This window comes from Kaistella carnis (genome assembly GCF_003860585.1).
GTDB classification, from domain to species: Bacteria; Bacteroidota; Bacteroidia; order Flavobacteriales; family Weeksellaceae; genus Kaistella; species Kaistella carnis.
Genome location: NZ_CP034159.1, coordinates 1,558,040 through 1,572,802, shown reverse-complemented (window position 1 = coordinate 1,572,802; position 14,763 = coordinate 1,558,040). Strand labels below are relative to the sequence as shown.

Annotated in this window: 16 protein-coding genes; 4 read left to right on the top strand and 12 right to left on the bottom strand. The window is 34.7% G+C overall.

Annotated elements, in window-relative coordinates:
- The first annotated feature begins 49 nt into the window (after positions 1-49).
- Positions 50-784, top strand: a complete 735-nt coding sequence (locus EIB73_RS07180; RefSeq protein ID WP_125023938.1) for a DNA-formamidopyrimidine glycosylase family protein — start codon at positions 50-52, stop codon at positions 782-784.
- Positions 785-837: 53 nt separating this feature from the next.
- On the opposite strand, the gene cysK is transcribed toward EIB73_RS07180, so the two are convergent.
- The gene (gene cysK, locus EIB73_RS07175; protein WP_125023936.1) at positions 838-1,767 is read right to left on the bottom strand and encodes a cysteine synthase A; all 930 of its coding nucleotides are present in this window, start codon (positions 1,765-1,767) and stop codon (positions 838-840) included.
- Positions 1,768-1,813: 46 nt separating this feature from the next.
- Positions 1,814-2,629 (bottom strand): serine O-acetyltransferase EpsC, encoded by an 816-nt coding sequence (epsC, locus tag EIB73_RS07170; protein ID WP_125023934.1) that lies wholly within the window; start codon positions 2,627-2,629, stop codon positions 1,814-1,816.
- Between the two features lie 322 nt (positions 2,630-2,951).
- On the opposite strand from epsC, the gene EIB73_RS07165 reads away from it, so the two are divergent.
- The 3 genes from EIB73_RS07165 to EIB73_RS07155 all read left to right on the top strand — a co-directional run bounded on the left by EIB73_RS07165 (position 2,952) and on the right by EIB73_RS07155 (position 7,226).
- Entirely contained in the window at positions 2,952-3,878 is a 927-nt protein-coding gene (locus EIB73_RS07165) for a malate dehydrogenase (protein WP_125023932.1), read from the top strand.
- Between the two features lie 329 nt (positions 3,879-4,207).
- Entirely contained in the window at positions 4,208-5,848 is a 1,641-nt protein-coding gene (pafA, locus tag EIB73_RS07160) for an alkaline phosphatase PafA (protein WP_125023930.1), read from the top strand.
- Between the two features lie 175 nt (positions 5,849-6,023).
- On the top strand, positions 6,024-7,226 hold the full coding sequence (locus tag EIB73_RS07155; protein WP_125021533.1) for an IS256 family transposase: 1,203 nt from the start codon (positions 6,024-6,026) through the stop codon (positions 7,224-7,226).
- A 339-nt stretch (positions 7,227-7,565) separates the two neighbouring features.
- On the opposite strand, the gene EIB73_RS07150 is transcribed toward EIB73_RS07155, so the two are convergent.
- The 10 genes from EIB73_RS07150 to EIB73_RS07105 form a co-directional block, all read right to left on the bottom strand.
- Positions 7,566-8,069: a hypothetical protein gene (locus EIB73_RS07150; RefSeq protein ID WP_125023929.1), complete on the bottom strand. Its 504-nt coding sequence runs from the start codon at positions 8,067-8,069 to the stop codon at positions 7,566-7,568.
- A gap of 3 nt (positions 8,070-8,072) precedes the next feature.
- The gene (locus tag EIB73_RS07145; RefSeq protein ID WP_125023927.1) at positions 8,073-8,561 is read right to left on the bottom strand and encodes a hypothetical protein; all 489 of its coding nucleotides are present in this window, start codon (positions 8,559-8,561) and stop codon (positions 8,073-8,075) included.
- A 38-nt stretch (positions 8,562-8,599) separates the two neighbouring features.
- Positions 8,600-8,845: a hypothetical protein gene (locus EIB73_RS07140; protein WP_125023925.1), complete on the bottom strand. Its 246-nt coding sequence runs from the start codon at positions 8,843-8,845 to the stop codon at positions 8,600-8,602.
- Positions 8,826-9,263 (bottom strand): hypothetical protein, encoded by a 438-nt coding sequence (locus tag EIB73_RS07135; RefSeq protein WP_125023923.1) that lies wholly within the window; start codon positions 9,261-9,263, stop codon positions 8,826-8,828. Before EIB73_RS07135 ends, EIB73_RS07140 begins: the two co-directional genes overlap by 20 nt.
- Positions 9,264-9,275: 12 nt before the next feature.
- Positions 9,276-10,163, bottom strand: coding sequence for a phage baseplate assembly protein V (locus EIB73_RS07130; RefSeq protein WP_317132711.1), 888 nt, complete (start codon positions 10,161-10,163; stop codon positions 9,276-9,278).
- 625 nt (positions 10,164-10,788) lie between these two features.
- Positions 10,789-11,472 carry a hypothetical protein gene (locus tag EIB73_RS07125; protein ID WP_125023921.1) on the bottom strand — a complete coding sequence of 228 codons (684 nt, stop codon included), beginning with the start codon at positions 11,470-11,472 and terminating at the stop codon, positions 10,789-10,791.
- Positions 11,473-11,474: 2 nt separating this feature from the next.
- Positions 11,475-11,918: a hypothetical protein gene (locus EIB73_RS07120; protein WP_125023919.1), complete on the bottom strand. Its 444-nt coding sequence runs from the start codon at positions 11,916-11,918 to the stop codon at positions 11,475-11,477.
- A 16-nt stretch (positions 11,919-11,934) separates the two neighbouring features.
- Positions 11,935-13,068, bottom strand: coding sequence for a hypothetical protein (locus EIB73_RS07115; RefSeq protein WP_125023917.1), 1,134 nt, complete (start codon positions 13,066-13,068; stop codon positions 11,935-11,937).
- Between the two features lies 1 nt (position 13,069).
- Positions 13,070-13,819, bottom strand: a complete 750-nt coding sequence (locus EIB73_RS07110) for a phage baseplate assembly protein V (protein WP_228411320.1) — start codon at positions 13,817-13,819, stop codon at positions 13,070-13,072.
- A 284-nt stretch (positions 13,820-14,103) separates the two neighbouring features.
- Positions 14,104-14,754 carry a hypothetical protein gene (locus tag EIB73_RS07105; protein WP_125023915.1) on the bottom strand — a complete coding sequence of 217 codons (651 nt, stop codon included), beginning with the start codon at positions 14,752-14,754 and terminating at the stop codon, positions 14,104-14,106.
- Positions 14,755-14,763 lie beyond the last annotated feature (9 nt).

The window sequence follows — 14,763 nt, the reverse complement described above, 5'->3', positions numbered from 1 at the left end:
AAAAATCTCTACTTTTGTTAAACCAAGAGCAGTTAAATTAAAACAGATTATGCCAGAAGGACCTTCCATACTTTTTCTTAAAAATAAACTCCAGCGCTACAAAGGAAAAACCGTTTCAGAAGCTTCGGGCTATGGCGAAATGGATAAATCGCAAATCAACAATATCAAATTGCTGGATATCGAAACATACGGCAAAAATTTGCTTTTTGTTTTTAAAGACTTTTTTGTAGGCGTCCATTTGGGTTTATTTGGCAGTATGCTCGTGAATAAAAGGAAAAAAGTGAATGCCAGCTTTGCGCTTCATTTCGCTTCCGATGAAATTAATTTTTATGTGGCTAAAACCAAATTCTATGAAGGCAAGCCTACGGATCACTTCAATTTTAAAACCGATATTCTAAAACCGGAGTTTGATGAAGATTTTGTCTTAAATGAACTTCAAAACAAACATGCCGAGGAAATGATTGGTGATGTTTTAATGGATCAGCATTTATTTGCAGGCGTAGGAAATATCATCAGAATTGAAGCGCTCTATCACGCAAAGATCCATCCTGAAAGTATCGTAAAAGCCATTCCGGAGAAAAAATTAATTTTCCTTCTCAAGATGATCGTGGATTATGCGGAAGAGTTTCTGAATTTACTCAAAACTGACGGTGTGAAAGAAGCTGCTCTTATTTATGGCAAGAAAATCTGCCCGAAAGACAAAACGGAACTGATCATTGAAGAAATGGGAAAAGTGAAACGTAAAACCTATGTCTGTAAAAAGTGTCAGAAATTATTTACATAAAAAAATCCTGCCATAGCGCAGGATTTTCAGTTTAATTCTATTAATTTTTAAAGTTACCCTTTGTAACTGTTTTCTTCAAAGAGTCCTTCTACCGACCAGTATCGTTCTCCGGTATCGTAGTTAAAAGTAAGGATTTTAGATCCTGCAGGAATTTCTGCCAGTTTTTTGTTAACCGCTGCTAACGATGCACCGGTGGAAATTCCACCTAAAATTCCTTCTTCACTTGCCAGTCTCCTTGTAAACTCAAAAGCTTCTGCCTTTTCTACTTCGATGGTTCCCTCAAGAATTTCCGTATTTAATACTTTGGGAACAAATCCGGCTCCGATTCCCTGTAAAGGATGCGGACCTGGAGCGCCACCGGAAATAACCGGTGAATCTTTCGGCTCAACAGCAAAACTTTTTAGACCGGGAAATTTTTCTTTCAGCACTTCAGTGACTCCCGTAATATGTCCACCTGTTCCCACTCCCGTGATGAGGTAATCAAAACCTTCCGGGAAATCATTTAAAATTTCCTGAGCTGTTGTTTTTGCATGAATTTGTGGATTTGCATCGTTTTCAAATTGCTGAGGAATCCAGGAGTTTTGTATTTCTTCTGCCATTTCCAGGGCTTTCGCGATGGCACCGGAGGTTCCTTTTTCTTTTGGCGTCAAAACGAAGGATGCTCCATAAGAGCTCATGAGTTTTCTTCGTTCAACACTCATGCTTTCGGGCATCACCAAAACCAACTGATATCCTTTTACAGCGCAAACCATTGCTAAACCTACGCCCGTGTTTCCGGAAGTTGGTTCAATGATCAAGGTGTCTTTATTGATTTTTCCGTCTTTCTCTGCTTTTTCAATCATGGCCAAAGCAATTCGGTCCTTAATGCTTCCGCCCGGATTTTGTCGTTCCAGTTTCATCCAAACCTCGTGGTCAGAAAAAAGTTTATTAAGTTTAACGATCGGCGTATTTCCGATGGATTCTAATATATTCTGAATTTTCATATATTGTATTTTAAAGTTCTATAAATTTATTTTAACTAACTATTTTTTAAATACTGAAAATGATCGGTTCATTTCCCGGGTATTTATTTTTCACCGTCACTTGACCTTTATGGAAAACTACAGAATTTGGCGCCACACTTTCTGTAATCCAAACGTTTCCGCCAATCAATGCATTTTCTCCGATGACCGTTTCTCCACCCAGAATTGTAGCGTTCGCGTAAATAACAACGCCGTCTTTAATGGTAGGGTGTCTTTTTTTATTCTGCATATTTTTCGTCACCGAAAGCGCACCCAGAGTGACGCCCTGATAAATTTTCACATGATTACCAATGATGGTGGTTTCTCCAATGACAATTCCTGTGCCGTGATCGATGAAGAAGTGCGTTCCAATTTCTGCACCGGGGTTAATATCGATTCCTGTTTTGCTGTGTGCAAATTCCGTCCATATTCTGGGAATGAGCGGAATGTTACTTTTATAAAGTTCATGCGCAAAGCGATACACCGCAATACTGAAAAATCCGGGGTACGAAAACATCACCTCTTCCATGCTTTTTGCAGCGGGATCATTTGCTAAAACAGCTTTTGCGTCGTTTTCGAGCATTTTATAAATAGCAGGAAAACTGGCAAAAAATTCTTCGGTCTTTACGGTTTTGTTTTCTTCGGTAACGGAAGACAGGATCTCATGAAACTCCGTTCTAAAATCGTTTAAACGTCGCTCAATATCAATCAGTTCTGAACATTGCTGATATTCCAGAAAGAAAATGAAACGAAAAAAACGATCGATAAAATCTTCAATTTTCTTTTTATCGATATCATATTTTCGGTTCGAATATCCTTCATGCAGTCTTTTTGCAAATCCCATTTTAATGTCTAATTTAAAACAAATTTAGCGCTTAATAATTGCTAATTTGTTGATTTAGGGTAATAAATTTGGTTCAGCTCTATTTACTAATGATCTTGAAAAAAGATTAAGAAAACTTTAATAACAACAATTTTTGCTCACAACTTTAACATTTCGTAAATTTGAATTCTTAAAGAATTAGAAAATCATTCGTAATAATATTGGACGATTAAAAGTAACTAAAAAGGAAAACGAAAGTATCAATATCATCTTTAAAAATTAAAAAATAAACAGGAGTTCGCAGGATTCCATATTGTCTTTAAAAATCAATAAATAAATAAATATGAAAGTTACCGTAGTAGGAGCAGGAGCAGTTGGCGCAAGTTGCGCAGAATACATCGCGATGAAAGATTTCGCAGCAGAAGTTGTTTTGGTTGATATTAAAGAAGGTTTTGCCGAAGGTAAAGCCATGGATTTAATGCAAACTGCTTCGTTAAATGGTTTCGATACTAAAATTACCGGGACTACAGGAGATTACAGCAAAACTGCTGGATCAAAAGTGGCCGTAATTACTTCCGGAATTCCAAGAAAACCAGGAATGACGCGGGAAGAATTAATCGGGATTAATGCCGGAATTGTAAAAGATGTAACTGCAAACTTGGTAAAACATTCACCAGATGTGATCATCATCGTGGTTTCTAACCCAATGGATACTATGGCTTACCTGGTTCACAAAACTTCAGGTTTACCGAAAAATAAAATTATTGGAATGGGTGGAGCTTTAGATTCTGCACGTTTCAAATACAGATTGGCAGAAGCTTTGGAATGTCCGATTTCTGATGTTGATGGAATGGTAATCGCTGCTCACAGTGATACAGGAATGCTTCCTTTAATGAGCAAAGCAACCAGATGTGGAGTTCCGGTAACCGAATTTTTAGACGAAGCAAAACAAAATCACGTTGCTGAAGAAACCAAAGTTGGAGGTGCAACGCTCACTAAATTATTGGGAACATCAGCTTGGTATGCGCCGGGTGCAGCAGTTTCGGTAATGGTTCAGGCGATTCTTTGCGACCACAAGAAAATGATTCCGTGTTCTTTAATGCTGGACGGAGAATATGGCGAAAGCGATATTTGTCTTGGAGTTCCGGCGATTATCGGCGCTAATGGTGTAGAAAAAATTATTGAAATCAGTTTAACTGATGCAGAAAAAGAAAAATTTGCAACCGCTGCAAAAGCAGTTCGTGAAGTGAATGGTGATTTGAAATTCTAAGATAATCATCATAAAATATAGGAACGCATCTTTTCGAAGGTGCGTTTTTTTTTGGAGCATGTAGACAGGGACTTCTTTCCAAAACAGGTCCCGCTTTCCACTCTATCTTTTTTGTAATTGCGAAGAAAGATAATGTGTTTTTTGAAAATGTTGGGCAACGCAATAACAAAAAAGGATGCCGTTTCAATCGCGGCTAGAATTACAGTCCGTTTTTCTTTCCACCTTCTCTTTCCTCTCATTTCAAAAAATTCACAAAAAGTTCATTTTCTCTTTCAATTTTAAACCCTTAAATTTGACCTTTAAAATTCATCATCTGTAAATTTCTTATTATGTTAAAAAATCTCGGAATTACCTTTTTAACCGTTCTGTCAACCGGCTTTACTGCTCAGAAAAATAAATCCGCACAAATCGAAAGACCAAAATTGGTGGTTGGTTTAGTGGTTGATCAAATGCGGTGGGATTATCTGTATCGCTATTACGAAAAGTACCAGAATGATGGTTTCAAACGACTTTTAAAAGAAGGATATTCCATTAATAATGTACATATCAATTACATTCCAACGTATACGGCGATTGGCCACACCACGATTTACACGGGCTCTGTACCTGCGATCCACGGCATTGCCGGCAATGACTGGTTCGACAAAACAACCGGAAAAAATGTGTACTGTACGACGGATGAAAGTGTAAAACCAGTGGGCACCACGGATGTGAAATCAGGAAGTCATTCCCCAAAAAATTTATGGTCCACCACCGTCACAGACGAACTTTTATTGGCGACCAATTTTCAGGCAAAAGTAGTGGGCATTTCTTTAAAAGACAGAGCCTCAATCCTGCCTGCAGGTCATCATCCTACGGGTACTTATTGGTTTGATGATACCACCGGAAATTTTGTCACCAGTTCTTACTACATGAATCAGTTGCCAAAATGGATGAATGATTTTAACGCGCAAAAAATGCCGGATCAGCTTGTAAAAAATGGGTGGAATACTTTGCTTCCGATCGCGGAATATACCGAAAGTTCGCCGGACAATTCCCCGTGGGAAGGACTTTTGGGAAGCGCCAAAACGCCAACTTTTCCCTACAGTAATCTGGCGGCAGATTATCAGTTGAAAAAAGACAATATCCGATCAACTCCTTTTGGAAATACTTTGACCTTAAAAGCTGCGGAAGCTGCAATTAAAGGTGAACAGTTAGGCGCGGACGTCATTACGGATTTTCTTGCTGTGAACCTGGCTTCTACGGACTATGCCGGACATAAATTCGGTCCCAACTCAATTGAAGTGCAAGATATTTATTTAAGACTGGATCGTGATCTGGCAGAATTCTTTAAATATCTGGATGATAAAGTAGGGAAGGGCGAATACACCGTTTTCCTGTCTGCAGATCATGGTGGAGCGCATTCCAAAGGCTTTATGGAAGAGCACAAAATGCCAACAGGTTTTTATGGGGAAGACAATAAAGAATTCAATGTAATGTTGAAAGACAAATTTAAGGTGGACCAATTAATTTCTAAAATAACGAACAATCAGGTTTATTTAGATGATAAATTGATGAGTGAAAATAATTTAGATGCCGAGCAGGTAAAACAATATTTGATTGATATTTTGAACAAAGATCAATCGGTATTATTTGCGGTAGATATGAAGAAAGCAGGCTCCTCTTCAATCCCGGAACCCATTAAAACGCGAATTGCAAATGGATACAATTGGCAGAGAAGTGGCGATATTCAAGTCATTTATCATGATAACTGGTTGCCAACTTATGCTAAATTAGGAACCACTCACGGAGCGTGGAATTCCTATGACTCTCATATTCCTTTAATTTTTATGGGTTGGGGAATTAAAAATGGGGAGAGCAATAAAGATTATAATATGACCGATATTGCACCCACAATTTCTGCGTTGTTGCACATTCAATTCCCGAGTGGAAATATTGGAAATCCAATTGTGGAGGTGATTGGAAAATAATTTTCTGGATTTTTTTATAAAAATGAAAACCGCTGAAGAGCGGTTTTTTTTGGTAAAGTCGGTAGTGTTTCACTAACTGTGTAAGTTGAAAAGTTATTCTGAAAAATTTTGAGCCTTCAAAAGCTCAAAACTTTTTCGGAAATAACTTTTTACTATTTTTAAACTTTATACAGTTATGATCGACAAAGAAGAATTATTAAACAACAAGGATTTCTACAAATCCTTCAAGAGTGGAGAAGATTTAACCTCTTTCTTCAAAACAATGCACAAACGAGCCGTAGAACATATGCTCGAAGCCGAATTAGATGACCATCTGGATACCGAGAAACATCAAAAAACAAAAGACGGAAATTATCGCAATGGCCATCAAACCAAGAAGATAAAAACCTCTTTTGGCGAAGATGAAATTAAAGTTCCGCGGGATAGGGAAAGTACTTTTGAGCCAGCCTTAGTTCCCAAAAGGCATAATATTATTGAAGGTTTGGAAAATGTTATCATCTCATTTTATGCCAAAGGAATGAGTGTAAGTGATATTGAAGATCAGATCAAGGAAATGTATGATTTTGATGTTTCAACATCCACAATATCCAGGATTACCAATGCGGTTTCCAGTGAGATTGTCGCTTGGCAAAATCGGCCACTAGAGGATTTATACCTCATTGTTTGGATGGATGGAATTGTTTTTAAAGTCCGTGAGAACTCAAAAGTTATCAACAAAACCATTTATCTTGCCGTTGGTTTAAGACGGGATGGAAGAAAAGAAGTTCTGGGAATGTGGCTTGGAAAAAACGAAAGTTCCAGTTTTTGGATGAGCGTTTTAACTGACATAAAAGCACGTGGCGTAGAAGATATACTGATCACTGCAACGGATAATCTCAATGGATTTACCCAAACTATTCGCAGTGTTTTCCCACAATCTCAAACTCAGATCTGCGTGGTGCATCAGATTAGAAATGCTTGTAAATACGTAGTTTGGAAGGACAGAAAAGCCTTTACTTCCGACATGAAACACATTTACAACGCTCCCACCAAGCAAGCCGCAGAAGCCGCCTTAAATGATTTTGCAGAAAAATGGGAATCTAAATATTCGTATGCCATCAAATCCTGGAGAGATAATTGGGATGAATTAACGGTATTTTTCGAATTTCCGGTGGAAATCCGTAAAATCATTTACACCACCAATTTAATAGAAAATCTCAACGGAAAAATAAGAAAATATACTAAAAATAAAATGTCTTTTCCTACTGATGATGCGGTTTTAAAGTCAGTTTTCCTTGCCTTAAGAGAAGCAACAAAAAAATGGACAATGCCGATTCGAGATTGGGGAATCGTATTAAATCAATTTATGCTTATATTTGAAGAAAGGCTCAAGTTATAAAAAACTCAAGTCTTAAACTTTTCAACTTACACACTTTGCGGGACAGTGTCGTAAAGTCTTTTTTTGTAAGTATAATTCATATAGGAGCGATGATTCAACGTGTATGTCATCACTTTAATATTTAAAAACTATATTTTTAAATGATCCTATTTTTGGGGAAGATTACACTGCCATTAACCCGTAAAAATTATTCTACACCTTTTATTCCTAAATTTTTAGCAGTCTCTAAAGTATTCTGAAAGAGGTAAAGGTTTGCATTTATAACAGGCTTCATATTCTGTAAAACGAAAATTTGTTACCAGAGTTTTTTTGTGCTATGTTGTAGAGCTTCTTTAATAATTAACCATTATTCAAACAACTTTGAATATCTTCACTAACATTATTTCTGTTTTTTTCAACATAATCCATCAAGCCTTCAGGTATCTTACAGTTATTTTGAATAAAATCGAATTGAATCTTAAAACATTTAAAAGCTGGAATTTTCTGATTTTCATAGAGGTAAATAAAAGCGATATCCCCATCTTTTAAATTGGCAGTTGTTTTTGAACATAAAGAAATCCCTAAATCATTATTTTTTTTAACAAATTCAACTACTAATGAAGTTTTATCTTTATTTTTTAAAATATCATTATAATCTTGATTCTTTATTAAACTATTTTGGTTTTTATTCCAAAGCAAAATTATGTCCTTTGAAATATTAATATGAATAGTGTCAGATTTGCCTTCTAAATCTTTTTTTTCTGTTTGATTTATAGTAGGTTTATTGAAACGCTCTCTATTCTCACTTTTTTTATTTTGACATGATAAAAGAAAGATGGTAAATAAAAATATTAAATGTTTCATTAGTTAACGATATATAAAATGATTAGGAATCGAATTTGCCTGAGAACTATTTAATCTTACTTGGGTTCCATGCCATGAGCCATTCCTGTAAAAATTTATGTAACCCCTTGTTCTCCAATATAAAGTACTCATTTGAACAGCATCAGCATGACCATAAGATATACTCCTTTTTACTCTACCATAACCATGTCCCAACATTTCATGTGCAAGAAGTTCTGCAGGCATTGAACGTCTTGGATAATCGACACCATTTTGTGAATAAGTAAAATCTCCGATGTCTGCTTTTGAATCTAATATTACAACACTTAATGTTCCCATTCCATATGAAGTATTAACACCACCACCATAATTATCATCTGCATATTTTCCTTTTGTTCCTGCTGCCAATCCTAATTCCGAAATTGAAAGACTATTTAGTGTTTCGTAAGTGAATGTCATGTCTACATAATGTGCGTCGGCTCCATTAATTGCTAAATAATATGCATAAGCCATACATTGTATATCTTTCGAAAAACCACGAACAGCATCATCTAATACTTTTTTTGTATTGGCTTTATTCTTAAACCATTATTTTCTAATTCAAAAATTTTTTTTATTTGAGAGTGATTGAAAAATGTATTTTGAATCTCATTTAAAATTCTCATCCCTGAAACTCTACTTACACCAATGATACCACCGGTAGAAACTTTTAAAGAAACATTATGAAAACTCGTGTCTCCGTCAATTTCAGAAATAACTAATCTCCTTTCCATAAATTTATTTAATTTGTGTTTCATTAAAAATGATTGACTCCAAAAAGATTTCTTCTTTTAAATATGATATTCCTCCTTTTATTATTTTTCCCGTAAGAATAATTTCAGTTTTTCCTTTTTGGATTTCCTTATCGTCAATCTCTTTAATCTTTAAGCAGATTGTTTCGCCTTCTTCATAATTTGCAGTTCTTACTTTTAAACTTACATTAACTCCCGATGTAGATTTAGAAATTGGATTTTCGTCAGCATCTAGCCATTCGACACTTATTATCTTCTTTCCAATGATTGGCGGCTTCTTAGGCTCCCCATAAGATACACCACCTTCTTTTCCAACCTGTATTATTTTGGAACCGCTGTTTTCGATATCATCTTTCGAATATCTCTTATAATCTCCGCCGATAATTTTAGTGATATTTCCCTTAACAATTCTTGTCCTACTCATAATATCAGAGTTTTAAAAATTATTGCTTTTTTCAGAACTATTATTTTTTACTATTTTATCCGAATGCTGCTCATTTGTCCCGTTACTTTGAGTTACAATTTTACCTGCGCTTACTTCATTTCTTTCTTTCTTCGTCTCACTATGCACGTCTCCTTCTATAATCTCCATTAACTTCCCTGTAATAAACATACTCGCATCTCCCAAGACAGATGTCATCTTCATCGCACCAATACTTTGGGTCGCATTCATTCCAACCGTTTGGCTGTTGTTCATTCCAATCATTTCGCTGGCATTCATCCCAACATTTGTTGTCATATTTTCACCCACATTAATATTCATATTCTTACAGTTCAACGTCATCGTTTCGGGCGCCGTAATATTAATATTGCTTCCCGTCGTATCTAAATGAATCTCATTACCAGATTTATCGGTGATAATAATGCTTTCATCTTCTGTAAAAACGATGCGATGTCCACTTCTGGTTTGGATAGACTTTACGCGGTTACTTGCACCACCGCCCAAGCCAACCTGGCCATGAAACATTCCACCCATGACAAATGGTCTATCTGGATGATTATGCACAAAACCCACCATCACCTGATCCCCAACTTCTGGAATCGCCACATAACCGCGATTTTGGGAAACCTGATCCGTTCCGCCGGCATCGGGAGACATCATTCTGATGAAATCGGTAGTGTCGTGCAGTTGCCAGTCGAATTTTACTGTAATTCGTCCTTGTCCGCTCGGATCGCTGTTAGACATTACTGTGGCTAATTGGGGTTCTGCAATTGGAATAGTGAATTCCGGTTTTGGTAAAAAGCCCGTGTCACTCGCAATGGCTTTGAAGGTTCCTTTGTAATGTCCTAACGTATCTACATCGTGCGTAGTTTCTACGATCATTAACTAGTTAAATAGGAAGTTTAATCAATGTTCTTCTTGGTTTATAAACAAGCTTAAGTATCAGTTTATATTTTTTTACCGGAGGAAAACATTATGTATAAAAAACAGTCTTTAGATTAGATTTTCTGACATTAAATATTCTAGATTTTGAACAAAATTTGTAAGAATTTTTCTCAAATAGTCAGTTTCAAAACTGTCATATGTGCTTCTGGCAAAACGCGGACCTAAAAAACCAACAACTAATATATTAAGAAAAACCAGATTATTCTTTCGTCTTTTTGAAAATTTCAGATGAACTTTATCCCGAAGAAGTACTTTTAATGAACTATCAACTTTTAAATGAATCTATTTGCTTTTGAAAGTGACCAACTTCTTTTAAAACATCAACATTGATGCTACAACTTTCTTTTTGATTTGCGTCCACAGCCAAGTCTTTCAAAAATAAAAGATATTTATTAAGTTTTTGCTTTTCATCCACTATACTTACACCTTAGTTGTTATTTACTCTTAACTAGTCGTATTTCAACTATACAATCATTCAAATATCTGCAGAAATTTACTTATCATACAAATACGGGTTCAATAATTATGGACTCAGAAACAGCTAAACATAAAGATTACCTCATTAATTAGATTCTTTTTTATAAAAATCTTTATCACAACTGAACATATATCTTGGATTGGCTTTTACTAATGAATCTACATCATAAATAATTGCTTTATTTTTATTGAAGCAATAGCGAATGCCAATGTTTTTATTATCATCAACATCTTTAATATTAATATAAAAAATAACATTAGAAAGACTTTTGTTAATATTCCTCTGTACTTCTGATGAAAGATTTTTTAATAATATTGAATCACCTTGTTTTTCATCATTTAATAGAAACTTTATTTTGGGATCCTTTTCTAATTCTTTCTTTGAAATAGGGGTTTCAAAATAGAAAATAATTTTATCTGTAATACTTGAATACATAATAATATTTTCTTTTAAATCACCACCCCGATATTTTTTTCCATTTAATAATAAATATGAAAAATAAGGATTACTTAATTGTTCAATTCTTTTGTATTGGAAATCATTTTTTGTCCTATTTATAAGATTAAATGAAATTGGAGTACTAATAACGAGACTATCTTTTTCACCACTAACACTATTACGATAACCAACATAGGTGTAATCTAACACGAAAGGATATAGTGAATTTTGTACCTTTGTTTTTTCTAATTGTACGGATGTCACTTTATTTTTACACGCAGTAATGAACCAGAATGTGATTATTGATAATATAAGTTTTAAAATATTCATAGCTATTGCATTATAATGGTTTCTAATAAATATCGTATTTCAGAAATCTTGTCGTTTTCGGGCATAATTTTGAATAACAAAGCATATTGTTGACTTGAAGAAGTTATAGGATATTTACCTAAATCTGATTCAATATTATCATACTTCTTCCTTTTTCCTATAAGTATCTCATTTAAAACTTCTTGTGGTATATTTTCTAACAATCTATAGTTTTCAATGATCCATTGGTTAGTTCTAAACAACTTTCTAACTCCTACCAAACCCTTTAATTTGGAGTTTTCCAATTCTACCATCATTGCATTTTCGACAAAATCATCCATGTCTCGTATTACTCCTGCAACGATAGTGGCTTCAAATACAGCTAATCCAAACATCACTGCATTTGCTCCGAATGGTATTTTTATTGGGCTTCCTGCAGCTTTTGCAGCAATTTCTGCTGTATTCACTACGACTCCTACCGCGTCATAGACAGGGACTTTTTCGCCATTTGGCGATGCTTTTCAAATCATTAAAATAATCTAAATATCCCAATATTTCAAGGGATTCTTGCAAGCCTTTGAGTCCTGTTTTTCCAATATCATTAACATTGTAATAATCTGAAATGGATTTTTTAACATTTTGGGTAATGTCTCCTTCTTGAAATATCTGTTTACCATCTTTTTTAATCCTAAATTCTTTTTTTTCCGTCTCTTCAAACAAATCCTCGTGGGTATCCAAACCCGTATCCATATTATAGGTTTGTTCATAAATTTTTGTGGTGACTGAATTAAAATTTGAATGGTATTGAAACTCTTTAAACACCCTAACTTTTACAGTGTGAAAATTCTGTATGGTAGAATCAAAATCGCCCACTACGGCTCCACTTTCATTTGCCAAAAATACGATAAAATCCCCCAAAGAATCTCTGAATTCTGGCAGTTTATATTTTTCCGCAGCTGGTTTTATAAAAATGGTTCTAGACGTGTTCCTTACTGTCAAATATTTTTCCGTTGATCTTGGGAGTGTGGCTTTTTCAAATCCTATCCCTTTGTAAGTACAAATAAAATATAATTCAATTTCTACACCTGCATCTTCATCAATATATTTCTCTAGCATTTCAGTGAGATGAATGCTAAATATTACAAATCCATCAGCATCTACATATGCAATTACCTCTTTATTTTTATCTCTAATGTCAAAAAATGGTAGGGAGTCGTCAAACGGTCTTGCTTCCATTAGCATACCGCCACCTAAAGGAAGAAATATGCTACCATCATATTCCATTAATTGAAGTGTAACCGGTGTATGTAGAGGTAGATTTTGAGTTTTAATTTTAAAATATACCACATCTCCAATTCTTGCATCGCTTGTTATTTGTCCTTGTTTTTGACTTCTTTTAAATGTTTTACCGTCTTTATCTAACCATTCTCCGTCAATTATGTATTCTGATACATCAATTTGTCTTTCTTCAAAATTGCCATATTTGGAACCGGTAGTCTCCCCGTTATCATATATTTTTTTTAAAGAGCTAAATTCAATAGAATCTTCTGAATGTATAAAATGTGTACCATTGGTAATTTTTACATTATTTCCGCCTACATACCTTATTCTGCTCATTTTAGTGGGAGTTTGATTTTTCACCTGAATTATTCACAATTTCTTTTTTAGAATTTTTGTGGATGTTTTCTCCAGCGGTAACTTCTGTTTTTCCTTTACTAAATTCTTGTCGTTCTTTCATTGTCTCACTATGCACATCACCCTCAATAATCTCCATCAATTTTCCAGTGATAAACATACTCGCATCTCCCAAGACAGATGTCATCTTCATCGCACCAATACTTTGGGTCGCATTCATTCCAACCGTTTGGCTATTATTCATTCCAATCATTTCGCTGGCATTCATACCCACATTCGTGGTCATATTTTCCCCCACGTTAATATTCATATTCTTACAATTCAGCGTCATCGTTTCCGGCGCAGTAATATTAATATTGCTTCCCGTCGTGTCCAAATGAATCTCATTTCCTGATTTATCAGTAATAATAATACTTTCATCTTCGGTAAAAACAATGCGGTGCCCGCTTCTGGTCTGAATGGATTTTACACGGTTATCCGCTCCACCGCCCAAGCCAACCTGGCCATGAAACATTCCGCCCATCACGAATGGTCTATCTGGATGATTGTGCACAAAACCAACCATAACCTGGTCACCAACTTCTGGAATCGCAACGTAACCACGGTTTTGGGAAACTTGATCCGTTCCGCCTGCATCCGGAGACATCATTCTTATGAAATCTGTGGTGTCGTGCAATTGCCAATCGAACTTTACGGTTAATCGTCCTTTTCCGCTTGGATCGGTGTTGGAAATGACGGTTGAAAGTTTTGGTTATGAAATAGTTGGCTTTTAAACATTTTTAAGAATCTGTCTAAATTTTTAGTTTTTGATTTTTTTAAAATTATTTCTCTCGCAGATTTTTGTGATTTAGCAGATTTTTACGCAAATTAATCTGCAAAATCTGCGAGAGTATTTAATACAATCCTTTTAAATTAATATTTTTAGACAGTTAGTAAGATTGCTTTTATTTGTTTTATTTTATTTCACAAAAACCTTCAATATCTTTTTTTGAAAAGTTAAATTACTTATTAACATTATCATTTTAAAAGAAAAGAAACAATTAGTAGAAAAATTTGCAAAAAAATCAAAATCCAAAATAACTTTAACGAAGGTTTAGCAGTATTTGAAATAAAATCATAAAATTTTACTTTTAGAATATGAGACAATTTTAAATTTTCATCTTTGAAATTTATATCGTCTAAATTTATTTTTTTGAAACCATAATTTATTATTTTTCGCTGTAATTTAGAAGTATCAGGATCAGATTTAGTTTCTTGCAAAATTTTAGCTTGTAAGATGGCTTTGTTGGTAATTTCAGTTTTCCAGCCGTCTTTCTCTGTAAATTTGCTGGTGATGTTTTCTACTTTGTCTGAAATATAGTCACCTGCTTTGGTTTTCCATAACTGGTACAATGCATTTTGAATGGAAATTTTATTTGCAAGAATAAAATATAAGGCGAGAAAAATTGGCGCACCGATTACGACAAAAAAGGCAAAAATATTTTGGGTAAACAATCCTATAACAAGTGCAATAGGACTTCCATGCCCACCACCTGCATATTTTGCATTTGTGAAAATTGCCACCAAAAATGTTATCAAAGTAACGATGTTTCCAGTAATAAAGATAAGTAGCCATTTGGCGATTACTTTGCTACTTATTTTTGCAAATAGTTTAATATGGTCGTTCATTTAATTCTT

Bases quoted from the DNA above. Each gene is read 5' to 3' on its own strand.
- EIB73_RS07105 (WP_125023915.1), bottom strand. From the start codon at position 14,754: ATGAACGACCATATTAAACTATTTGCAAAAATAAGTAGCAAAGTAATC.
- EIB73_RS07125 (WP_125023921.1), bottom strand. From the start codon at position 11,472: ATGAATATTTTAAAACTTATATTATCAATAATCACATTCTGGTTCATT.
- EIB73_RS07130 (WP_317132711.1), bottom strand. From the start codon at position 10,163: ATGATCGTAGAAACTACGCACGATGTAGATACGTTAGGACATTACAAA.
- pafA (WP_125023930.1), top strand. From the start codon at position 4,208: ATGTTAAAAAATCTCGGAATTACCTTTTTAACCGTTCTGTCAACCGGC.
- EIB73_RS07155 (WP_125021533.1), top strand. From the start codon at position 6,024: ATGATCGACAAAGAAGAATTATTAAACAACAAGGATTTCTACAAATCC.
- EIB73_RS07140 (WP_125023925.1), bottom strand. From the start codon at position 8,845: ATGAAACACAAATTAAATAAATTTATGGAAAGGAGATTAGTTATTTCT.
- EIB73_RS07135 (WP_125023923.1), bottom strand. From the start codon at position 9,263: ATGAGTAGGACAAGAATTGTTAAGGGAAATATCACTAAAATTATCGGC.
- EIB73_RS07115 (WP_125023917.1), bottom strand. From the start codon at position 13,068: ATGAGCAGAATAAGGTATGTAGGCGGAAATAATGTAAAAATTACCAAT.
- epsC (WP_125023934.1), bottom strand. From the start codon at position 2,629: ATGGGATTTGCAAAAAGACTGCATGAAGGATATTCGAACCGAAAATAT.
- cysK (WP_125023936.1), bottom strand. From the start codon at position 1,767: ATGAAAATTCAGAATATATTAGAATCCATCGGAAATACGCCGATCGTT.
- EIB73_RS07150 (WP_125023929.1), bottom strand. From the start codon at position 8,069: ATGAAACATTTAATATTTTTATTTACCATCTTTCTTTTATCATGTCAA.
- EIB73_RS07165 (WP_125023932.1), top strand. From the start codon at position 2,952: ATGAAAGTTACCGTAGTAGGAGCAGGAGCAGTTGGCGCAAGTTGCGCA.
- EIB73_RS07180 (WP_125023938.1), top strand. From the start codon at position 50: ATGCCAGAAGGACCTTCCATACTTTTTCTTAAAAATAAACTCCAGCGC.
- EIB73_RS07145 (WP_125023927.1), bottom strand. From the start codon at position 8,561: ATGGCTTATGCATATTATTTAGCAATTAATGGAGCCGACGCACATTAT.